Origin of the sequence: Flaviflexus equikiangi (assembly GCF_014069875.1) — a bacterium.
Taxonomy (GTDB): domain Bacteria; phylum Actinomycetota; class Actinomycetes; order Actinomycetales; family Actinomycetaceae; genus Flaviflexus; species Flaviflexus equikiangi.
Genome location: NZ_CP059676.1, coordinates 66752 through 86716, shown reverse-complemented (window position 1 = coordinate 86716; position 19965 = coordinate 66752). Strand labels below are relative to the sequence as shown.

The following is a 19965-nucleotide window of genomic DNA, read 5'->3' as shown; positions in this document are numbered from 1 at the left end:
CATAGCACCTGGAGATGTCGCATAGTCAGGTCGAGTGCGCCTCCCTGCTAAGGAGGTAGGGGTTTATAGCCCCTCGAGGGTTCAAATCCCTCCATCTCCGCGATAGCCCCCTTAATCGTTGAAATACCAGCGATTAGGGGGGTTTTCCGGTATCACCCCGTCTTGCGTTCCGGTTCGGATCGCTCGAGCCGAAGACAATACGCTGCGGGTCGGTTCCGATCCGTTCGTTCTCCCAAGCCTGAGCAGGTAGACATCAGTATGATCCGCTGGTCCGGGAGCCTGCTCGATCCGGGCCGTCTCGGAGCGTTTGCTGGACAGGGCTGTCCCTCGAGGTTCTGGCCCTACTCCACCTGCTCGAGGAAGGGGATGCTGGCGAGTCGGTAGGGCTGGACGAGATGCTCGTAAGCTTCTTCGCCGAGTCCCTCTCTGAGGATGATGGCGGCCGCGAGCGCGAGGGGGCCTGCCGCACAGGAGGAGTTCGCAAGATAGTAGAGTGCCCTGCATGCCATCTCGAACCTCCCGCCATACACTGTGCCGTCGAAGATGGATTCGAGGAATGAGTCCCCACCCGCCTCTTCTTTGGCATAGTCGCGCAGGAGTGCTCTGCCGACCTGCTCGACGCGATGGTAGGACGATTTCCCCGTGTCGTCGAGAAACAGGTATTGGTCGATGAGGTCTTCCACGGCTTTTCCTCGCGGGCCGAAGACCGACCAGTCGGGGAGCTCTTCCACGACACGGAGGACGGATTCCCCGACGAAGAGTGCCCGGAACATGAGAGTGGGCCACTCGGGATAGTCTCTCGAGCCGGAGGGTTCACCGTGGAGACGATAGAGGCGCCCACCTGGTCGTTCCGCAAAGAGCGCAAAGCGTTCGCGGGCCAGTACCCGGACGTCGACGAGATCTCCGGCGAGGAGTGGCAATACCTGTTGGCCGCGTTCGGGGATTGCCACATAGATGTCTGTTCCGATGGCGTTGTTCGACATGTCGTTCCCCCATGCTTTGCACAGAGCCTATAGGGAGTGGCCCCCCTGCCGCGCGATATCCGACAAAGTCGGGTTCGTGAATGTGGCGGAATCGTACTAGACGGACAGTACTCGACAGGCGCACAATGAGATCTTCGCTGACGGCGGTCACCACGCGCGCTGTCTTGATCTGGGCGCGTGGCGGGCGTTCCTCGGTCCGGTGTAACCGAGTCGTCGTGCGCTTACCGCCACACCATTTTGGTACCTTGACTCATTGATGATGCCTTCGCATCGCTCGACCCTTCGGTGCGCTTTACGCGGACCGTGCCCAACGGAAGTGACTCCCATGCTGTGGAAGCTGATCCGCCATTACACCTCGCCGTATCGCGCACAGGTGTTGGCGGTTGTGATACTTCAGACGGCCACCACTCTGGCCACTCTGTACCTCCCCTCCCTCAATGCCGACATCATCGATCAGGGCATTGCGCGAGGCGATACTGATTTCATCTGGAACACGGGCGGTGTCATGCTGATCGTGGCTCTCGTCCAGCTGGTCACGGCTGTCACTGCCGTGTGGTTCGGTGCGCGGGTGTCGATGTCGGTCGGCCGCGATCTTCGCAAGGCCGTCTATTCCCGTGTCGATACATTCTCCTCGGAAGAGGTGGGCAGGTTCGGCGCCCCCACTCTCATCACTCGCGGCACGAACGATGTTCAGCAGGTCCAGATGGTTCTTCTCATGTCGTTGAACTTCATGGTCATGGTTCCGATCATGTCCGTGGGCGGCATCGTCATGGCGATCCGTGAAGATCCCGGTCTGTCGTGGCTCGTGTGGACGTCGGTTCCCGTGCTTCTCGCGATTCTGCTTGTCATTATCAAGATGCTGATGCCGCTGTTCCAGCGCATGCAGGACGCTATCGATTCGATCAATGGGATCATGCGCGAGCAGATCATGGGGATTCGTGTTGTTCGGGCCTTCCAACGTGAGAACCATGAGGCCGCCCGCTTCTCGGATGCGAATGCGGCCCTGACTGATATCTCTGTCCGTATCGGGCGGCTGTTCGTTCTCATGGGTCCGCTTGTCACGATCATCCTTCATCTCGCAACCGCGGCGGTCCTCTGGTTCGGCGGTATCCGTGTGGACGAGGGTCTCGTCGAGGTGGGTGCCCTGACGGCATTCATGCAGTATCTTCTCCAGATTCTCGTCGCGGTCATGATGGGAACCTTCATGTTCATGATCTTCCCGCGCGCCATCATCTGCGCCAGGCGGATCGGGGAGGTCCTCGACACGGAGTCATCCGTCGTGGAACCCCTGGCCCCGCGGCTCCCTGACACCCATGAGGGTTCTGTCGAGTTCCGCAATGTTTCCTTCTCGTATCCGGGCGCGGAATCGCCCGTCCTCGACGACGTGTCATTCCTCGCGCGTCCCGGCAAGACAACAGCGATCATCGGTTCAACCGGATCGGGGAAGACCACCCTTATCAACCTTATTCCGCGCCTCTATGACGCGACTGCCGGGCAGGTCCTGATCGACGGCGTGCCAGTGACGGAACTGGCCCGGAAGACCCTGACCGACACGGTCGGCCTTGTCCCCCAGCGCCCCTACCTGTTCTCGGGAAGCGTGGCAGACAATCTTCGCTTCGGCGCACCGGACGCTGCCGATGAGGAGCTGTGGCTCGCCCTCGATACGGCTCAGGCCAGTGGCTTCGTGTCGGAGCGTTCCACAGGTTCGGGTGAAGCGGCCAAGACTGGACTGGATTCGGCAATCTCTCAGGGCGGCACGAACGTCTCGGGAGGGCAGCGCCAGCGGCTGTGCATCGCCCGCGCCCTTGCCGCCCGCCCCCGCATCTATCTCTTCGACGACTCGTTCTCGGCCCTCGACGTGACGACGGATGCGAAGCTCCGGGCCGCCTTGGGCGCTTACACGCAGGATGCGACGGTCATCATCGTCGCACAACGCGTCTCCTCGATCACGGACGCGGATCAGATCCTCGTTCTCGAGGAGGGCAAGATCGTAGCCCGCGGCACCCACGACGAACTGTTGACGTCCTCCTCGACCTATCAGGAGATCGTCCATTCTCAGATCAGCAAGGAGGAGCTCGCATGAGCACCGACAAGTCTTCTTCCGGCGCCCTCAGCGACGCTGAGATCGAGGAGTTCCAGGACTCTGTCGATATGGGAATGTGGGGTGACTCTGCCCCGCCGCGGAAGGCGCAAGCGTTCTGGCCCTCCGCCATCCGGCTTCTGCGCGAGTTCGCGACCGAGAAGGCGGCCCTCCTCGCCGTCCTCATCATGGTTGTCATCGCCGTCGTTCTGTCCGTGTGGGCGCCCTCGATCCTCGGCGACGCCATGAATGTCATCTTCGGCGGCGCGATCTCGGCAGACCTGCCCGCCGATTTGACGCGCGAACAGGTCATCGAGGGCCTGGCGGCCTCGGGCGAGATGCAGTTGGCCGACATGCTGTCCGGCATGGATTTCGTCCCCGGTGACGGCATCGACTTCGAGAGACTCGCTCTCCTCATCGGCATCGTTCTCGGCATGTACCTCGTGGCGCAGTTCTTCATGTGGCTTCAGGGCAGGCTTCTCAACGATGTTGTCATGCGAATGATCTTCCGCATGCGCAACGACATCGAACGGAAGGTGAATCGTCTGCCGCTGTCGTATTTCGACACGAACTCCCGCGGCGACATCCTGTCGCGCACGACGAACGACATCGATAACGTTCAGAACGCCATGCAGCAGGCTTTCACGTCTGTCATCTATTCGCTTCTGACCATCATCGGCATCATCATCATGATGTTCTCCCTGTCGTGGCAGCTCGCCCTCATCGCCCTCGTCGCACTCCCCCTCTCCGGGGTCGTCATCGGGATCATCGGCACCAAATCGCAGCGTCTCTTCACCGACCAGTGGAGGAACACGGGACGGTTGAACGGCCACATCGAGGAGGCGTTCACGGGCCACGAACTGGTGACCGCGTTCGGCCGCCAGGACGAGATGGGCGAACGTTTCAATGAGAGGAACGAGGAGCTCTACGAGGCTTCCTTCAAGGCACAGTTCTATTCGGGCATGATCATGCCGATCATGCAGTGGGTGAACTACCTCGGCTACGTCGGTATTGCCGTCGTCGGCGCCCTGCGTGTCGCGAACGGACAGATGACACTCGGAGCGGTCACGGCTTTCATCCAATACTCGCGCGAATTCAATCAGCCTCTCGGCCAGGTTGCCGGAATGGCGAACATGCTGATCTCGGGCGTGGCATCAGCGGAGCGGATCTTCGAACTGTTGGATGCGGACGAGCAGGAGCCCGATCTGGGCGAACTCGCGGAGGCGGGCCTCCTCGCACCGTCGGACCGTCAGCCGGCCACACTCACGGAGCCGGTCGCGGGCAAGATCGAGTTCGATCACGTGACCTTCTCCTACAGCCCCGACAAGCCTCTGATCACCGACCTCTCGCTGCGCGCCGAGCCCGGCCAGGTCGTTGCCATCGTCGGCCCCACGGGGGCGGGGAAGACCACGCTCGTCAACCTCATCATGCGGTTCTACGAGATCCAGGGCGGCCAGATACGCCTCGATGGAGTCGATACGTCCCTCCTGGATCGCGGCGACCTGAGGTCACGGATCGGCATGGTCCTCCAGGACGCCGTCCTCTTCGGCGGCACGATCATGGACAATATCCGCTACGGGCGGCTGGATGCTACTGATGAGGAAGTCATTGCCGCGGCGAAGGCGACCTACGTCGACCGTTTCGTCCACACCCTCCCGGATGGCTACGAGACAGTCATCGAGAATGGTGGGGAGAACATCTCGGCAGGCGAACGGCAGCTCATCACCATCGCCCGAGCATTTATCGCGAACCCCGCGCTCCTGATCTTGGATGAGGCGACATCATCCGTCGATACTCGTACCGAGCTTCTCGTGCAGCAGGCGATGACCGCCCTGCGGTCGGACCGCACGTCCTTCGTCATCGCGCACCGGCTCTCCACGATTCGCGAGGCCGACATCATTCTCGTCATGGAGGATGGTGCGATCGTCGAACAGGGCAGCCACCATGAGCTGCTGGCACGGGACGGCGCCTACCATCGCCTCTACATGTCGCAGTTCACCCAGGGATCGGATCCTGACCTTCTGGTCGAATAGTCGACTCTTCCTTGAGGGTCATCGCCTGTCGGACTCGGTCATTCTCGGCCGGGTCCGACAGGTTTTCGGTCTCGCAGCCGTCGATGCCGCAGAGCGCTCCCCCGCCGAACTGGACGATGGCGGAGAGGTCGAAGTCATGGCCCTCGCTCATGAGCCGAGTTCTTCCACCTGGGCAATGGCACTCTCGAACTGTTCGAGGCTGAGGGCGCCCGGGATAGCGAGCTTCCTGTCGAGCAGGATGTAGGGAACCCCCTGGACGCCTAGCTGGCGTGCGATCTGCTGATCGGTTCGCACCGCATCGAGCAGGTCCGGATCGGTCAGCGCCGCCGTGACACCTGCCCTGTCCAGGCCGGAGTCGACGGCGAAGCCGATGAGCTCAGACTCGTCGAAAGGGTTGAACGAACCGTTGAAGTAGGAGGTCTGTGCACTGCGGAAGAACTCCTCACCCGCCTCCGCACTGACCGTGTTGGCGTACTGGGCGATGAGGTGCACGGGCAGCGTTGAGCCTTGGAGCCGGTCGGTGACATAGTCGAGGCCTTCGGCCTGCGCCATGGCCTGGACCTGCCCCTCCATCTCCACCACCTGGGCTCGGGTCAGGCCTTTGCGCTGAGCAAGACGATCCGTCACGTTCATCGGTTCCCGCACATCGGGATCGAGTTCGAACGATCGGATCCTGATCTCAGCGGCGATGCCTCTTCGTTCGAGAGCACGCCGCAGGCGGGACTCCCCGATGTAGCAGAATGGACAGACGATATCCGTCCAGAGATCGATGCTCAGTGTCGTTGACAATGCTCTTCCCCTCAACTCTTGTGAGCCACCATGCTAGCCCGCCACGACTCTGACGCGGCCAGTCTTTCAGCATTCAGCGTCGCCCGTCGCAGCGGCTAGGCACTGGCGACTGTGGCACACTCGAAGCATGGTTTCATCGACACCTCGTCCCGAGCTCATGCCCGTCCTTCTCGGCACCGATGTCGGCACGTATTCGTGCGCACGGATGTTCCACGAGGCTTTCGGATGCCGATCGGTGACGGTCTCGGGCCAGTCTCGCGGCTCGATCTCCTATTCGAGCATCATCGACAATGTCTATGTCGGCGAAGGCGGCACGCTCGACGACGAGCTCATGGTCTCGACTCTTCTGAAGATCGCCGACACGGACCGCACTCCCATCCTCATGCCCTTCATGGATCGCGATGTCGACCTCGTCCTCCGGCACCGGGAGACGTTGACGGAGGCTGGCTACATCATTCCGCTGGCGTCGACAGAGATCGTGGAACGAGCCTCGGACAAGGCCGTCCTCAACAGTCTGTGTGAATCTCTCGGACTGCCGACCATCACAACAGTCGACATCGACCTATCGGATCCGGATGCGTCCTGGCAGGAGCTCCTCCAGCCGATCACCTTCCCCGCTGTCATTAAGCCGAAGGATGGTGGGATGGCGTTCGGCAGGCTTCGCTTCGCGGGGCAGAAGAAGGTCTATTCCGCCGCGTCTGCCGATGATGCTCTCGCCATCTTGTCGGCGATCGCGAACGCGGGCTTTACTGGCTCGATGCTCGTCCAGGACATGGTCGTCGGAGATGACACCTACTCGTGGATCGCCTCCGGCTATGTCGATGCAGCGGGCACGGTCACGGCCGTAGCCATGGGGCGGCAGGTCCTTGGACTCCATCAGTCATCTTTTATCGGCAACGCCGGGATCATCCACGTCACCGATCGGCCAGATCTTCGCGAGATTGCCTCACAGGTCGTCACCTCACTCGGGCTGCGCGGTTTCTTCTCGATCGATATCAAGATCGATTCCCGCACCGGTGAACCCCATGTCCTCGACGTCAATCCCCGCTGGGGACGGGGTTCGTATTTCACTGCTGTTGGCGGGGTGAACCTTGCTCGTGCGATGGTGGCGGACTTCGTCGACGGTGTCGCGCTATCCCCGCGAGTCGGCACGCGTGAGGGGATCTATGCGTTCGTCCCGCCCCTGGCGATACTCCGCTGGGTCCGCGACAGGGCACTGCGCACTCACCTTCTGCGGCTCATGATCCGCCGACCCCCCGTCCATCCCCTCTCCTATCGCAGGGATCCCAACATCAAGCGTTTCGCCTACCGCTATGCGGCCGATGCGAACCAGCTGCGGGCTCTCATCTCGTCTTATCCGACGCCCTCTGACACCGCCTTCTAGGTTGCCCCGCCCGCAGAGGGCACAATAGGTGCATGCGATTCACCCGACTCTCCCAGTCCGCTTACGCCCGCTTCGTACACGATCAGGAACGAGTACTGTTCCCCCAGCTCCCCGGCTACGCCGCGGAGCGGCGCAGCGAAGGCACGGAAATCCACGAGGTGGGCGTTGTCGAGACCATCGACGGGGAGGAGCGCGTGGTCGCCGCGGCGCTCGTCCGTTACCAGCCGTGGAAGAAAGTCTTCAAGCGCGCCAACATCGCATACGGGCCCGTCATGGATTATTCCCGGCCAGACCTTGTCCGCTTCTTCTTCGACCATCTCATCTCCTACTTGAAGAAGGATCGGGCGATGGTGGCGCTGCGCTTCAACCCGCTCCTTGCCGAGCGGTTCTACGAGGACATCACGCCCGTGGCCGATAATCCGGTGGCTGACGTGTTTGCGGCGACGATGGCGGAGCTGGGGATCAGTCGTCTCCGCCGCGAGTTCTACGAGTCAGCTGACATCCAGGCGCGTTTCTTCTACACGAAAGACATTTCGGGCATGACCTTCGCGGACGTGACGAAGTCTGTCGGACAGGTGGTCCGGACGGGCTTCAACCGTGCGGGGGACGCCCGGTGTCGAGGTGAGATTCCTCGAGGCGGACGAGTTCCATATCCTCAACGACATCCTGTCCCACACGGCAGACCGGTCTGAGATGCAGGAGATCTCGAACCATGCAATGGCGTTCTACCAGGGCATGAAGCGGGTGGAGCCGGAGAACGTGTTCGCCCCGGTCGCGGTTCTCAACTGCGATGACTATCTTGCGGGAATCGCGGCGGAGTCCGCGGAGCTTTCGGCCACGATCGCCAGGATCGATGAGCAGGAGAAGGCCCTGGCCGGCGAGGGGAAGAATCTCGCGAAGAAGCAGCGAACCGCCCGCAATGAGGCACAGGAACGCCTCAATGTGCTCGGCCGGCGTGCCGCTGAGACCCGCGAACACCGCGATCGTGCCGGCAACGAGATCGTCCTCGCCGGATCGCTCTTCATCGCATGCCCCAACGAGCTCGTCTACCTGCTGTCAGGCTCCTACCGTGAGTACCAGTCGTATTACGGCATCTATCTCGTCCACCGTGCAATGCTCGAGTGGGCGAGCGCCAACGGTATTGACCGGTACAACACGTTCGGCATCACCGGCATCTTCACCGATGACGCCTCCGATGCTGGGGTTCTCCACTTCAAGCGCCAGTTCAAGGGAGACGTCGAGGAGCTTGTCGGAACGTGGGAGACTCCGGTCCGCCCCCGCCTCGCGAAGGCGCTGTCGGCTATCGGCTAGTTTGCTGTACGCGTCTAAATCGTGACGGCTCTCATGCAATCCAGATTCGCGTCCCGGCATGAAATCGCGTTATGATAAATGACGTCCAAGCGACTGGCGCCCGTAGCTCAACGGATAGAGCATCTGACTACGGATCAGAAGGTTGGGGGTTCGAATCCCTCCGGGCGCGCAGCGAGTCCGGCACCACTGGTGCCGGACTTTTTGCATCCCCTGGGAAAAACTCGACGCTTCCTTGACGAGACCATACTTGCGGCGATCAGCACGCCGACGAACATCTCATCTTCATAACTTTTGCATATCATACGTGGCGCTTTGGGCCGCGAACCGATAGGATCTCAGTTTTCTTGGCTCAGTGGCGCACACATGCCGGCCGGGACGGGCCCTAAGCACGGGACCAAACGAATCATTTATGCATATTTCTCAGAATATACGGAATAATGAGTCTGGTGGGTCACAATTCGGCAACAGCCCGCGCCGAGCCGTCACCGTGCGATTCCCGCCAATTCGCGCCTCTCTCCCACAATCACGCCATCGCGTTATCGGATCGTTATTTGAGGGCCTGTGGAAACCCTGGAAGTCTGGTAATTGCCTGCAAAGTATGTCATTCGTGTGCCGCAGTTCACGAACAAGTAAAAGCACACGACGAGTTTTGAGCGGAAGAGTAAGGAAGTAGATGAAGGGTCTCCGGTGCGAGAACGTCTACAAGGTTTTCGGGAAGGACGGTGCCAAGGCGACGAAGATGCTCCAGAGCGGAGCGAGCCTTGACCAGCTTCCCGACGACGTCACAGTCGCAGTCAACAATGTGAGCTTCACGGTCGATCCCGGTGAGATCTTCGTCGTCATGGGCCTATCCGGGTCCGGGAAGTCAACACTCCTGCGGACCCTCAACGCCCTCGGGCCGGCCACAGGCGGAAAGATCTTCATCGGCGATGACGAGATCACGGCAATGTCGCAGTCTGCGATTCGCGCCCTGCGTGCGGATTCCATGTCGATGGTCTTCCAGCATTTCGCACTCCTGCCCCACCGCACTGTGATCGACAATGCCGCCTACCCCCTCGAGATTGCCGGCGTAGCGAAGAAGGAGCGCCTGGAGCGCGCCGCCGAGTCGCTCAAGACAACGGGTTTGGAGGGTTGGGAGAACAGCTATCCCTCCGAACTGTCCGGCGGCATGCAGCAGCGCGTAGGCCTGGCCCGGGCACTGACCGCTGATGCTCCGATCCTGCTCATGGACGAGGCGTTCTCCGCTCTCGACCCGCTGATCCGGCGGGACATGCAGGAGCTTCTCCTGGAGATCCAGGAGGTGAAGCGGCGCACCATCATCTTCATCACCCACGACCTCAACGAAGCCATGTTCGTCGGCAATCGGATTGCGGTGATGAGGAACGGATCCGTCGACCAGATCGGTACGGCCGAAGAGATTCTCACGAACCCGTCCAACGACTACATCGAGCGATTCGTCCAGGACGTCGACCGGTCCCGCGTGATCACAGCCTCCTCGATCATGGTCAAGCCCCTGACTCGTCTCTACCGGGGCGATGGTCCGAACGTCGTCCTCAAGAAGCTGGAGGAGATCGACGCTCCGGGCGGCTGGGTGACCGATGGTGGATCCCGCAACCTGCTCGGCTGCGTCTATGTCGAAGAGATCCTTCGCGCACTGCGCCGGAATCCGAGACTGACATCGATCGAGGGCCTCATCCACCCCTCTCATCCCGGGGTGGGACCGGATACTCCGCTCAACCAGGTTGTTGCACCTGCCGCCAGCGACCAGTTGACGGTCCCCGTCGTCTCGGACGACAACCGTCTTCTCGGAGTCATCCCCAACGTCACGCTTCTGCGTGCACTTGGGCAGGAAGACGTGGTGATGCCGGTGGATCTGAGTGCAGCATCTGCCGCGAGCGCGCCGTCAGCGGCCGCCACGACGGGTGAGATGCCGGCGATAGCCGAGACGACTGCAGAGGAGAGTTTCTGATGGCCGATGGTCTTCTGTTCGAGATCCCGCTAGGCGACTGGGCGAAGTCCGCAGTCGACTGGATGACGGGCAACCTTAAGGGTGTCTTCGATTGGATCTCTGGCGACATCCTCATGCCGCTCTACACGTTCCTCGAGAACTTCCTCCTCACGCCCGATTTCCTGTCGATCGCCGTGATCGTCACGCTTGCGATCACGCTGTGGAAGGGATGGAAGGCCGGGTTGGGTGGTGCCGGCGCCTTCGCGCTGGCCTTCATTCTCAGCCAATGGTTCCTCACCCCTCCGGAGAGTGTGGCGGATGATCTTCCCGTCTGGACGATCATGGCGCTGCTGACGTTTGTCGCCTTCGCCGTCAAGGGCTGGAAGCTTGCCGTCGGTTCGCTTCTCGGCTTCCTCATCATCTACGGCGTGGGCCAATGGTCGAACGCCATGTCCTCGTTCGCCCTTGTCCTTGTCGCCTCGATCATTGCCATCGCCATCGGTATTCCGCTCGGCATCCTGGCAGCGAAGAGCCGCACTGCCTCCGCGATCGTCCGTCCGGTGCTCGACTTCCTGCAGACGATGCCGGCCTTTGTCTATCTCATTCCGTTCGTCGTCCTGTTCAGGATCGGTGTCGTTCCCGGCATCGTCGCAACCATCCTCTTCTCCATCGCTCCCGCCGTGCGGTTCACCGAACTCGGCATCAAACAGGTCGATCGGGAGGTTGTTGAAGCGGCACACGCCTTCGGCGCTCACCCCGCCCGGATCCTCGCGCAGATCCAGCTCCCGCTCGCCCGACAGAACATCATGGGCGGCGTCAACCAGGTCATCATGCTCGCTCTCTCCATGGTTGTCATCGCGGGCATGGTCGGCGCGGGCGGTCTCGGTGCTGACGTCTACACGTCAGTCACCCAGGTCAATATCTCCCTCGGCGCGGAATCAGGACTGTCCGTTGTCATTCTCGCCATGTACCTCGATCGCGTGACCTCCGCGTTCGGCATGTCGAAACGAGACCAGCTCACCCAGTAAGAATCCCAGAAAGTGCCTATGGCTGCCGGACCCGGAAGCCAGCATCGACACACAACAGAAGGAAGACACATGACTCGCAAGACACGAAGCGTGGCATTCTCTGCCGCCGTCGCACTGACGCTCCTCGCCGCCTGTGGCAGCGAGAGCGAAGAGACAGAGACGACAGGTGACGCCGAGGTGACGAAAGAGATCGAAATCGGCGTCCCTGCCGGATGGGACGAGGGCGTCGTCGTCTCCCACATGGCCAAGATCGCTCTCGACGAGCAGGGTTACGATGTCACCCTGACGAACGCCGACATCGGCGTCATCTTCACCGGCCTCGCGAGCGGGGATATCGACCTTCTCCTCGACGTGTGGCTGCCCGTCACGCACTCGGAATACCTGGAGAGCTACGAGGACGACATCGAGGATCTGGGCACCTGGTATTCGGATGCGAAGCTTGCTCTGGCCGTCAACAACGATGCTCCCATCCAGTCGATCGACGAGCTCGCGGACGCCGCTGATGAGTTCAACAACGAGATCATCGGCATCGATGGCGGGGCGGGGCTGACCCGGATCACCCGCGACGAGGTTATGCCCACCTACGGGCTTGAGGGCATGGACTTCAAGATCTCCTCGACTGCCGCGATGCTGGCCGAACTTGATGGTGCGATGAAGGAGGGGCGCAATATTGTTGTCACCCTCTGGTCCCCGCACTGGGCGTACGGCGCCTACGATATCCGTGACCTCGAGGATCCCGAGGGTGCGTACGGCGATGCTGAGGACATCAAGTCCTTCGGTCGTTCCGGCTTCTCCGACGACTACCCTGAGATCGCCGCCATGTTCTCGTCCTTCGAGATCTCCGATGAGGAGCTCTCCGCCGTTGAGAACTACGTCCTCAACGAGAATGCCGATCGCGACAATGCTGAGACCGTCGCGGAATGGCTCGATGAGAACCCTGAGGTGCGCGAACGCCTCACGGTCGAATAACTCGCACCAGAGCGGTGGGGGTCGCTTCGGCGGCCCCCACTGTCGTCTCCGAACCACCGCAAACCTCGAACAAACGGCCACAACTGGATAAAAGCTCCCCATGGCGCCCCTCAGTCCGTTACTATCTCGATATCAAGAAAGTGGTGCAGATCTCTCCTGTGGGTGTGTTCTTGCGATGGTGATACGAATCCCGGGAGAACAACCACTCGGCGCCGCCGCGCCGGGGAAGGACAGTCATGAGTCAGCTCACCGGACAGACGATCGCACTCGTCGCCTATTTCATTGCCATGATCCTCATCGGATGGTGGGGTTACCGAAAAACCAAAGACTACGACGACTACATGCTCGCGGGGCGCAACCTCCACCCGATCCCGGCAGCGCTCAGCGCTGGAGCATCCGACATGTCGGGCTGGCTCCTCATGGGCCTGCCCGGCGCTATCTACGCGGCTGGCCTCGTCGAGGGCTGGATCGCGGTCGGACTGACAATCGGCCAATACCTGAACTGGAAGTTCATCGCCCCCAGGCTTCGCGCCTACACGGAGATCGCCCGCAACTCGATCACGATCCCGTCGTTCTTCAATGCGCGCCTCCAGGGCACCGGACGCGGCCTGACGATCGTCGCCGGAATCATCACCCTCATCTTCTTCATCTTCTACATCTCTGCCCAGCTCGTCGCCTCCGGCAAATACTTCGAGTCCGCTTTCGGATGGGACTACATCTGGGGCATGCTCCTCGTCGCCGTCATCGTTGTCCTCTACACGTTCGCGGGCGGCTTCATCGCGGTGGCATGGACGGATATGGCGCAGGGCCTGCTGATGATGGCGGCGCTGATCATCGTCCCGATAGCGACCACGATCAACGTGGGCAGCGTCGGCGACGTGTCGGACATCGTAGGCAGCCAAACGCTTGAAGGCTCCGGGCTGGCCAACGGACTCGATCCCTTCGCCGGCCTGACGATCATGGCCGTTCTCGGCGCAATCGGATGGGGCATGGGCTATGTCGGCCAGCCACACATCATCGTCCGCTTCATGGCGCTGCGCAACCCCCAGGACGCCATCTACGGTCGCCGCATCGGCATCAGCTGGATGATCATCTCCGTCGGCGGCGCGGTTCTCACTGCCATCGTCGGCATCGCCTACTTCCGCCCCGACGCCAACCCGCTTGCCGATCCGGAGACGGTCTTCATCGCGCTCACGACTGCCCTCTTCCACCCCCTCATCGGTGGCCTCATTCTCGCGGCTGTTCTTGCCGCGATCATGTCGACCATCTCCTCCCAGCTCCTCGTCAGCTCCTCTGCTCTCGTCGAGGACGTCTACTCCGGCATCACCAGGAAGAAGATGTCGCAGAAGAGCGGCGTCATGGCGGGACGCTTCGCCGTTCTCCTGACCGCAATCGTCGCAGCCCTGATCTCGATTTCCCCCAACGACACGATCCTCGATCTCGTCGGCTTCGCTTGGGCGGGCTTCGGCTCCTCCTTCGGCCCGATCGTTATCCTGGCGCTGTTCTGGAAGGGACTCACCTCGCGGGGTGCGATGGCGGGCATGATCACCGGCGCCGTCATCGTCTTCGTGTGGGGCAACATCGACGCGGGCGGCATCTTCGACCTCTACGAGATGGTTCCCGCCTTCTTCGCGGCTCTCCTCGTCACGTGGCTCGTCTCGAAGAAGACCGCCTACCCGGCCGAGATCCAGGCCGAAATCGATAAGGAGTTCGACCAGGCGGTCCGTCTCACCGACGTGTGGGACGTCGATGAGGCAAAGACGGCCTCTGGCCGCCACCTCGACGCCGACGGCAATCTGCGCGACCCGGGCCCGACAGCGTGAGCGGAGGGGGTGCGGGAGCGATCCTGCGCCCCCACACCGTCCGCTAGGATGATGGGGTGGCAACGGACAACCACTTCCCCCTCACACCTTGCGGATATTTCAACGCGGGGCTGTGCCGTTCATGCACACATCTCGCTGTTCCGTACCGGGAGCAGGTAGCCCTCAAGCAGCGCCGCGCGGAGGAGACCCTCCCCTGTGACGAATGGTTCGCACCGGTCGAAAGCGCAGAGTTCGGCTTCCGCAACAAGGCAAAGATCGTCGTCACTGGCACGCCGGAGCACCCTCGTCTCGGGATCGTGGGCGATGGTCGTGGGCAGGACTTGCGCGACTGCCTGCTGTATCCGCCGATCATCACGGCCGCACATGAGACTCTCGCCCGGTTTATCGCACGGGCAGGTCTCGTCCCCTATTCGATTCCGGACCGCATGGGAGAGCTGAAGTCCATCATCCTCACGGCCAGTCCCATCGATCGGCTCATGATCCGTTTCGTGCTACGCACAGAAGAACTCGTGCCCTCCCTGCTCGCTCATCTCGACTGGCTGGTCGACAGGCTTCCCGTCGACGTCGTGACGGCGAACATTCATCCGCATCACGTAGCACTGCCGGAGGGTCCCACCGAGATTCCGCTCTATGGGGACGATGTTCTCGATATGAGCCTGGGGCCGCTCGATCTAAGACTCCGGCCGCAGGGATTCTTCCAGACGAATACGGATATCACCCGTGTTCTCTACGCGACTGCGGCCGCATGGGTGGACGAAACGGACCCGGAAGAAGTCTGGGATCTGTACTGCGGCGTCGGCGGGTTCGCGAAGTCGGTCGCACGTCCCTGGCGTACCGTGCGGGGCGTTGAACTCTCGGAGGATGCTGTGCGGGCGGCTGGCGGGCCACCGACCTTCATCGCAGCCGACGCGGGGTTGTGGGCGCGGCAGCAGGATTCCGCCCCGGATCTCCTGATCGTCAACCCGCCCAGGCGTGGGATCGGTGATCTTGCGGAGTGGATCCGTGACTCGCCCATCGACCGCGTCCTCTACTCGTCATGCAACCTGCGCTCAGCGGCCGACGACCTGGGGACGATGGGTTTCCGTGCCGTCCGTGCACAGCTTTTCGATATGTTCCCGCACACGGGCCACATGGAGTGCCTCATCCTTGCGGAGCGCTCGACCGGCAGTGACGGATAATGCGTCCGGATCGACCAGTTGACCCTGCGGGTCAGAGCCTGCCGGCGAGGACTGCTTCCGCTCCCTCGCCCTGCCGCGACAGGTGAATCTTCGCTCCCGTCGAAAGAGTGAGCTCGGTATCATCGGGGATCACGGCTCCTGTCAGAAGAACGTGAGAGGCGAGTTCGAGGAGAACCCCCTGCAGCTCCTCGGGGCTCGACCCTGAGAGGAGGAACTCGTCCTTCCCCACGTCCGCCAATCCTTCCGTGAAGCCATAGAGCCGCCCGCGCCGGGTCGCGATGCCGAGATGGACGAGAACAAGGACTGCCGGTGAGTCCTCGGGGGTCGTGTCAACAACTTGCCGATAGAAGGCCGGTTCATAGACGGTGCCGTTCGCGGCCACCGCCGCGACATTCTCGTCGAGGAGGGAAGCGACAAGACGAGTGTGGATTCGGGCCCTCTCCTCGCCGCCCGCCGTGTCGATGATGATGCTTGCCGTATGGGTTTTCGTCTGCGAGACGGCCTGGGGCCAAAGGTAGGCCCGTTCAGCTGCGTCTGTGACATCCTGGGCCGGTCCCGGCCGCAGCGTCGACGTGCCGAGCACCAGTGCGCCGTCGATGATGTCGCCGCCGAGCATCCCCTGCAGACGAGACACGTCCACCCTCTCGTGCACGAGGAGTGTTGCCGTGAGCCGCTCGGACACCGTCCTGCCATCGGCAACGGACCCCGCTGTCAGAGCGCGATCCATCGCGGTGATCAGGGCTGTCGCGTCCTCTCCGACATTGTCCGTGACGGGCTCGTAGGCTGTGAGAGTGTGCCCGGTGACAGTGAGCGTGTCCGCCACGTAGCCTCCTGCCACACCCAACAGCCAGTCCCCGTCGAGACGGAACCTCATGACGAAGAAGGTGACGCCGGGGCCGTCGATGCGGCCGAGGACCTCCACCTCGGAGGGCGCGTGGCCGTCTCGCACCAGCCAGTCCCTCATCTCCCGCACAGCATCGGCGGCTTGTCTCTTCAAAGCCTTGAGCTGACTCATGGGCTTGTCCTTTTCGTTCGTCGTGTCGGAACTGCCGTCAACGGGTCCTCCGGCCACGGGTGTTTCGGGTAGCGGCCCCGGTTCTCTGCCCTGACGTGAGCATAGGCGCCGCGCCAGAACGATGCCAGGTCGTCTGTCACCGCGAGCGGACGCCCCGCCGGTGATAGCAGGTGGATCTGGAGCCTCACCCCGCCCGCCACGGATGGTGATTCCTGCCAGCCGAAGCATTCCTGGAGCTTCATCGCCGCGTACGGCGTCTCCCTGTCGTAGCGGACTCTCACGGTGCCACCCGCGGGTGATTCGATGCGGGCGGGTGCCAGGTCGTCAAGGCGGAGCGCCTCCGGCCACGGCAGGAGCCGGCGCACACATTCGGCCAGGTCGGCCCGAATGATGCCACCATCGCTCCACCTGTCGAGTTCGGGGCCGAGCCATTCCTCGGCCCTATCCGCCAACGCTTCGTCCCCCATATCCGGCCAGGGCTCCCCGAGGATTCTGTGCAGGAAGGCGAGACGCTCCCTCAGATCGACTGCGCTCTGCGACCATGTGAGGATGCTCGGGGTTTGCGCCAGAGCCTGCCTGATCGTCTCCCGTGCAATGCTCTTGTCGACTCGTGTGGGCGTCCGGTGAAGCTCGATCACGCCGATGCTCCGCACCTGCCAGGCTCGAACCCTGCCATCGGCCAGTTCATGTCGCGTTTCGTCCCTGCCGCCGGTCTGCTTCGCCACCGCCGGGTCGATGGGGACGGCACTGCGGATCATCGCATCCGCACGCCCCGTGTCCGTCATGTCGGCAACCGCCAACCATTCGGATCCTGTCAGAGGGGATCCGTGCGGGAGTATCGCTCCCGTTCCCGACGCGGTCACATATCTGCCCGCTCGACGCATTGCGAGACGGTCCGGGTAGGCGTGCGAGACGACCGCGGCCAGCGCTTCATCTGCTGTCATCGAATCGCCGCGAACATCGGGGACGAGCCCGGCGAGACGGGCGGCCGATTGTTTCCACGAGGCTGTGGGATGACGGATCATGTCCCGCCAGGCCGCAGCAAGATCGGCCCCTGGAACCTGATGGTCCTCGTCGAGTAGGGCAACGATCTCTGCCGTCCTTCTCGTGCCCACCGAGGCGTAGAGGCGCAGGAGCGCGGCCGCCGTCCGCGGGTGTGCCGGCATGCGAGAGATCCGCTCTCCCACGGGGGTGATGCCGTTCTGGTCGATCGCCTCCAGCGCAAGGAGGATCCTCCGCGCGGAGCTGAGCCCCGCGGCAGGAGGCTCGTCGAGCAGCCGCAGATCCTCGACATTCCCCCACCGGTGCGCCGAGAGGAGGAACTCCGTGAGGTCTGCCGTGCGGATCTCTGGCTGCGGGTAGTCCGCTAGCCTTGACCAGCTCGTCTTGCTCATGAGGAGGCGCACCTGGCCGGGGCCGAGACGGCCTGCTCGTCCGGCCCGCTGCGCGGCCCCCGCCTTCGATTCGAAGACGGTGACGAGGCGGGAGATGCCGGAGTCGTAGGCGGTCCTCGGTTCTCGTGACAGGCCCGAGTCGACGACATGCGCCACCCCCGGCACTGTGAGGGACGATTCCGCGATCGATGTGGCAAGAACGATCTGCTGCTCGTCACTGCCCGTGAGGATGCTGTCCTGAAGACGTGCGGGAATGGAGCCGTGGAGGACGCGGACGCCGGGATGATCGAGCTGGCTGGCGACTCTCTCGATCTCTCGCCGGCCGGGAAGGAACACGAGGACGCTTCCGGAGTTCTCGTCGGCCGCCAGCCGGGTCTCGTGCGCAACGTGCGCGAGGAAGTCTCGTTCCACCCCGTGTGTGCCGAGCGGCTGGGGTCCGGGCCGATAGTGGATATCGACAGGATGGGTCCGGGCGTGCGCGGTGATGATGGGGGCGTCCATGAGCCCCGCCCATGCGTCTGCCGCCACCGTGGCCGACATGGCGACAAGCTTCAGCCCTGTCAGGTCTCGGATGTCGAGGAGGAGGGCCGCCGCCAGGTCTGAGTCCACGTGCCTTTCGTGCACTTCGTCGAGGACGACAGCAGCCACTCCCGGCAGGTCGGGTTCGGACAGGATCCGGCGCAGCAGGACACCGGCGGTCACGAACTCGACTCGCGTCTGGCGGGACCGCCGCGTATCTCCCCTCACCGAATACCCGACTGACTGTCCGACAGGTTCACCCACGAGGGACGCGAGGCGCCGCGCACCGGCACGTGCCGCCATCCTCCTCGGCTGGGAGACCAGAATCCTGCCTGTCACCAGCTCCGCCAGGTAGGGCGGGACGAGAGTGGTCTTGCCTGTGCCCGGGGGCGCCGACAGCACGGCCGCGCCGTGGCCGACAATGGCCTCCCCGAGAGCGGGGAGAACGGCACTGACCGGATGTTCCGGCATATCCAACCTCACCCCACCCACGGTAGTCGCTCTTTCGTTCCCGCGCGGGTAGTGTCGGCGCATGGAGATCGTGAAGAATGGCGCACTGGTGGATGCTGGTGGTGTGCGAATGGGGCATGCGAGCGGGGCGGGCACGGGCGTGACCGTCGCGATCATCGACACGGGAGGTGTTGCCGGTGTCGACGTACGCGGGTCTGCTCCCGGAACGCGAGAGACGGACCTCCTCGATCCGACTGCCGCCGTCCAACAGGTGACGGCGATCGTTCTGACCGGCGGTTCCGCCTTCGGCCTCGCAGCCGTCGATGGTGTCATGTCTACCCTGGCGGAGCAGGGCCGGGGCTTGGATACGGGGATGGGAATTGTTCCGATCGTTCCGGCGGCCGTGATCTTCGACCTGCCGCTCAGCGGCGGCGCCTATCCCACTCCCGAGCTTGGCAGGCAGGCCACCCTCTCCGCCTCCGACGATAGGTCGCGGGGGAACGTGGGGGCAGGGACTGGCGCGACGGTGGGCAAATATCTGGGGCCTGCCGGTGGTGTCATGAAGGGGGGTCTCGGCCAGGCGGCCGTCACCAGCGGGGACCTCATCGTCTCCGCCGCAGTCGTCGTCAACGCACTCGGCGATATCTATGACGGCGCGGAGAAGATAGCGGGAACGCATAATGGCCACGGTTTCCTGCCGACTGAAGCGTATGTGGGGTCGAGCGTCGGGTTCACGAACACGACCATCGGCATCGTCGCCACGAACGCGGCCCTGACGAAACCCCACGCCTCGAAGGTGGCCTCTGCGGCCCACGACGGCTTGGCCCGCTCGATCAGACCGGTTCATACGATGGATGACGGAGATACGATCTTCGCTGTCTCGACGGGCTCCGTGGAGGCTCCGCTGAATGCTGTCTGTTTCCTTGCCGCGGAGGCGGTCCGCATGGCCGTGATCGATGGCGTACGCGCAGCGGCCTCTCTGCCCGGTATTCCCTCCGCCACCGCCCTCGCATTCGAACCGCTGCGGTGATCCGTGCTCGTGGGCTCTGCTCGTTGACGCT

At 62.8% G+C, this 19965-nt stretch carries 16 protein-coding genes and 2 tRNA genes; 13 read left to right on the top strand and 5 right to left on the bottom strand.

Annotated features, from left to right (window positions below; genetic code table 11):
* Nucleotides 1-10: 10 nt before the first annotated feature.
* Nucleotides 11-100, top strand: a tRNA-Ser gene (locus H2O75_RS00440).
* Nucleotides 101-341: 241 nt separating this feature from the next.
* Here H2O75_RS00440 and H2O75_RS00435 read toward each other — a convergent pair.
* Complete coding sequence (locus tag H2O75_RS00435) at nucleotides 342-983, bottom strand: hypothetical protein (RefSeq protein ID WP_182172133.1); 642 nt, start codon at nucleotides 981-983, stop codon at nucleotides 342-344.
* Nucleotides 984-1308: 325 nt separating this feature from the next.
* Here H2O75_RS00435 and H2O75_RS00430 point away from each other — a divergent pair, with 325 nt between their 5' ends.
* Nucleotides 1309-3066, top strand: coding sequence for an ABC transporter ATP-binding protein (locus H2O75_RS00430; protein ID WP_182172130.1), 1758 nt, complete (start codon nucleotides 1309-1311; stop codon nucleotides 3064-3066).
* Nucleotides 3063-5096, top strand: coding sequence for an ABC transporter ATP-binding protein (locus H2O75_RS00425; protein ID WP_259365260.1), 2034 nt, complete (start codon nucleotides 3063-3065; stop codon nucleotides 5094-5096). The genes H2O75_RS00430 and H2O75_RS00425 overlap by 4 nt, the downstream gene beginning before the upstream one ends.
* Here H2O75_RS00425 and H2O75_RS00420 read toward each other — a convergent pair.
* Nucleotides 5059-5247: a hypothetical protein gene (locus H2O75_RS00420; RefSeq protein WP_182172127.1), complete on the bottom strand. Its 189-nt coding sequence runs from the start codon at nucleotides 5245-5247 to the stop codon at nucleotides 5059-5061. The genes H2O75_RS00425 and H2O75_RS00420 overlap by 38 nt on opposite strands.
* Nucleotides 5244-5885 carry a DsbA family oxidoreductase gene (locus H2O75_RS00415; protein WP_182172124.1) on the bottom strand — a complete coding sequence of 214 codons (642 nt, stop codon included), beginning with the start codon at nucleotides 5883-5885 and terminating at the stop codon, nucleotides 5244-5246. Before H2O75_RS00415 ends, H2O75_RS00420 begins: the two co-directional genes overlap by 4 nt.
* Nucleotides 5886-6012: 127 nt before the next feature.
* Here H2O75_RS00415 and H2O75_RS00410 point away from each other — a divergent pair, with 127 nt between their 5' ends.
* The 9 genes from H2O75_RS00410 (at nucleotide 6013) to H2O75_RS00370 (ending at nucleotide 15526) form a co-directional block, all read left to right on the top strand.
* A complete protein-coding gene (locus H2O75_RS00410) occupies nucleotides 6013-7269 on the top strand; it encodes a carboxylate--amine ligase (protein ID WP_182172121.1) in 1257 nt (418 codons plus the stop codon).
* 32 nt (nucleotides 7270-7301) lie between these two features.
* Nucleotides 7302-7961 (top strand): peptidoglycan bridge formation glycyltransferase FemA/FemB family protein, encoded by a 660-nt coding sequence (locus H2O75_RS00405; RefSeq protein WP_182172118.1) that lies wholly within the window; start codon nucleotides 7302-7304, stop codon nucleotides 7959-7961.
* The gene (locus tag H2O75_RS00400; protein ID WP_182172114.1) at nucleotides 7891-8580 is read left to right on the top strand and encodes a peptidoglycan bridge formation glycyltransferase FemA/FemB family protein; all 690 of its coding nucleotides are present in this window, start codon (nucleotides 7891-7893) and stop codon (nucleotides 8578-8580) included. The genes H2O75_RS00405 and H2O75_RS00400 overlap by 71 nt, the downstream gene beginning before the upstream one ends.
* Before the next feature lie 96 nt (nucleotides 8581-8676).
* Nucleotides 8677-8749: transfer RNA gene (locus tag H2O75_RS00395), tRNA-Arg, on the top strand.
* 504 nt (nucleotides 8750-9253) lie between these two features.
* On the top strand, nucleotides 9254-10549 hold the full coding sequence (locus tag H2O75_RS00390) for a quaternary amine ABC transporter ATP-binding protein (protein ID WP_182172111.1): 1296 nt from the start codon (nucleotides 9254-9256) through the stop codon (nucleotides 10547-10549).
* A complete protein-coding gene (locus tag H2O75_RS00385) occupies nucleotides 10549-11556 on the top strand; it encodes an ABC transporter permease (RefSeq protein WP_240161561.1) in 1008 nt (335 codons plus the stop codon). Before H2O75_RS00390 ends, H2O75_RS00385 begins: the two co-directional genes overlap by 1 nt.
* A 69-nt stretch (nucleotides 11557-11625) precedes the next feature.
* The gene (locus H2O75_RS00380) at nucleotides 11626-12525 is read left to right on the top strand and encodes a glycine betaine ABC transporter substrate-binding protein (protein WP_182172108.1); all 900 of its coding nucleotides are present in this window, start codon (nucleotides 11626-11628) and stop codon (nucleotides 12523-12525) included.
* Between the two features lie 236 nt (nucleotides 12526-12761).
* A complete protein-coding gene (putP, locus tag H2O75_RS00375; RefSeq protein WP_182172105.1) occupies nucleotides 12762-14348 on the top strand; it encodes a sodium/proline symporter PutP in 1587 nt (528 codons plus the stop codon).
* 56 nt (nucleotides 14349-14404) lie between these two features.
* The gene (locus tag H2O75_RS00370) at nucleotides 14405-15526 is read left to right on the top strand and encodes a class I SAM-dependent methyltransferase (protein WP_182172102.1); all 1122 of its coding nucleotides are present in this window, start codon (nucleotides 14405-14407) and stop codon (nucleotides 15524-15526) included.
* 31 nt (nucleotides 15527-15557) lie between these two features.
* Here the strand turns inward: H2O75_RS00370 and H2O75_RS00365 are convergent, their stop codons facing one another.
* Nucleotides 15558-16541: a hypothetical protein gene (locus tag H2O75_RS00365; RefSeq protein WP_182172099.1), complete on the bottom strand. Its 984-nt coding sequence runs from the start codon at nucleotides 16539-16541 to the stop codon at nucleotides 15558-15560.
* Entirely contained in the window at nucleotides 16538-18925 is a 2388-nt protein-coding gene (hrpB, locus tag H2O75_RS00360; protein ID WP_259365259.1) for an ATP-dependent helicase HrpB, read from the bottom strand. Before hrpB ends, H2O75_RS00365 begins: the two co-directional genes overlap by 4 nt.
* A 61-nt stretch (nucleotides 18926-18986) precedes the next feature.
* On the opposite strand from hrpB, the gene H2O75_RS00355 reads away from it, so the two are divergent.
* Entirely contained in the window at nucleotides 18987-19934 is a 948-nt protein-coding gene (locus tag H2O75_RS00355) for a P1 family peptidase (protein WP_182172093.1), read from the top strand.
* Nucleotides 19935-19965 lie beyond the last annotated feature (31 nt).

Excerpts from the sequence above, each read along its gene's own strand:
- H2O75_RS00435 (WP_182172133.1), bottom strand. The coding sequence starts at position 983 with ATGTCGAACAACGCCATCGGAACAGACATCTATGTGGCAATCCCCGAA.
- H2O75_RS00430 (WP_182172130.1), top strand. The coding sequence starts at position 1,309 with ATGCTGTGGAAGCTGATCCGCCATTACACCTCGCCGTATCGCGCACAG.
- H2O75_RS00425 (WP_259365260.1), top strand. The coding sequence starts at position 3,063 with ATGAGCACCGACAAGTCTTCTTCCGGCGCCCTCAGCGACGCTGAGATC.
- H2O75_RS00420 (WP_182172127.1), bottom strand. The coding sequence starts at position 5,247 with ATGAGCGAGGGCCATGACTTCGACCTCTCCGCCATCGTCCAGTTCGGC.
- H2O75_RS00410 (WP_182172121.1), top strand. The coding sequence starts at position 6,013 with ATGGTTTCATCGACACCTCGTCCCGAGCTCATGCCCGTCCTTCTCGGC.
- H2O75_RS00405 (WP_182172118.1), top strand. The coding sequence starts at position 7,302 with ATGCGATTCACCCGACTCTCCCAGTCCGCTTACGCCCGCTTCGTACAC.
- H2O75_RS00390 (WP_182172111.1), top strand. The coding sequence starts at position 9,254 with ATGAAGGGTCTCCGGTGCGAGAACGTCTACAAGGTTTTCGGGAAGGAC.
- H2O75_RS00385 (WP_240161561.1), top strand. The coding sequence starts at position 10,549 with ATGGCCGATGGTCTTCTGTTCGAGATCCCGCTAGGCGACTGGGCGAAG.
- H2O75_RS00380 (WP_182172108.1), top strand. The coding sequence starts at position 11,626 with ATGACTCGCAAGACACGAAGCGTGGCATTCTCTGCCGCCGTCGCACTG.
- putP (WP_182172105.1), top strand. The coding sequence starts at position 12,762 with ATGAGTCAGCTCACCGGACAGACGATCGCACTCGTCGCCTATTTCATT.
- H2O75_RS00365 (WP_182172099.1), bottom strand. The coding sequence starts at position 16,541 with ATGAGTCAGCTCAAGGCTTTGAAGAGACAAGCCGCCGATGCTGTGCGG.
- hrpB (WP_259365259.1), bottom strand. The coding sequence starts at position 18,925 with ATGCCGGAACATCCGGTCAGTGCCGTTCTCCCCGCTCTCGGGGAGGCC.
- H2O75_RS00355 (WP_182172093.1), top strand. The coding sequence starts at position 18,987 with ATGGAGATCGTGAAGAATGGCGCACTGGTGGATGCTGGTGGTGTGCGA.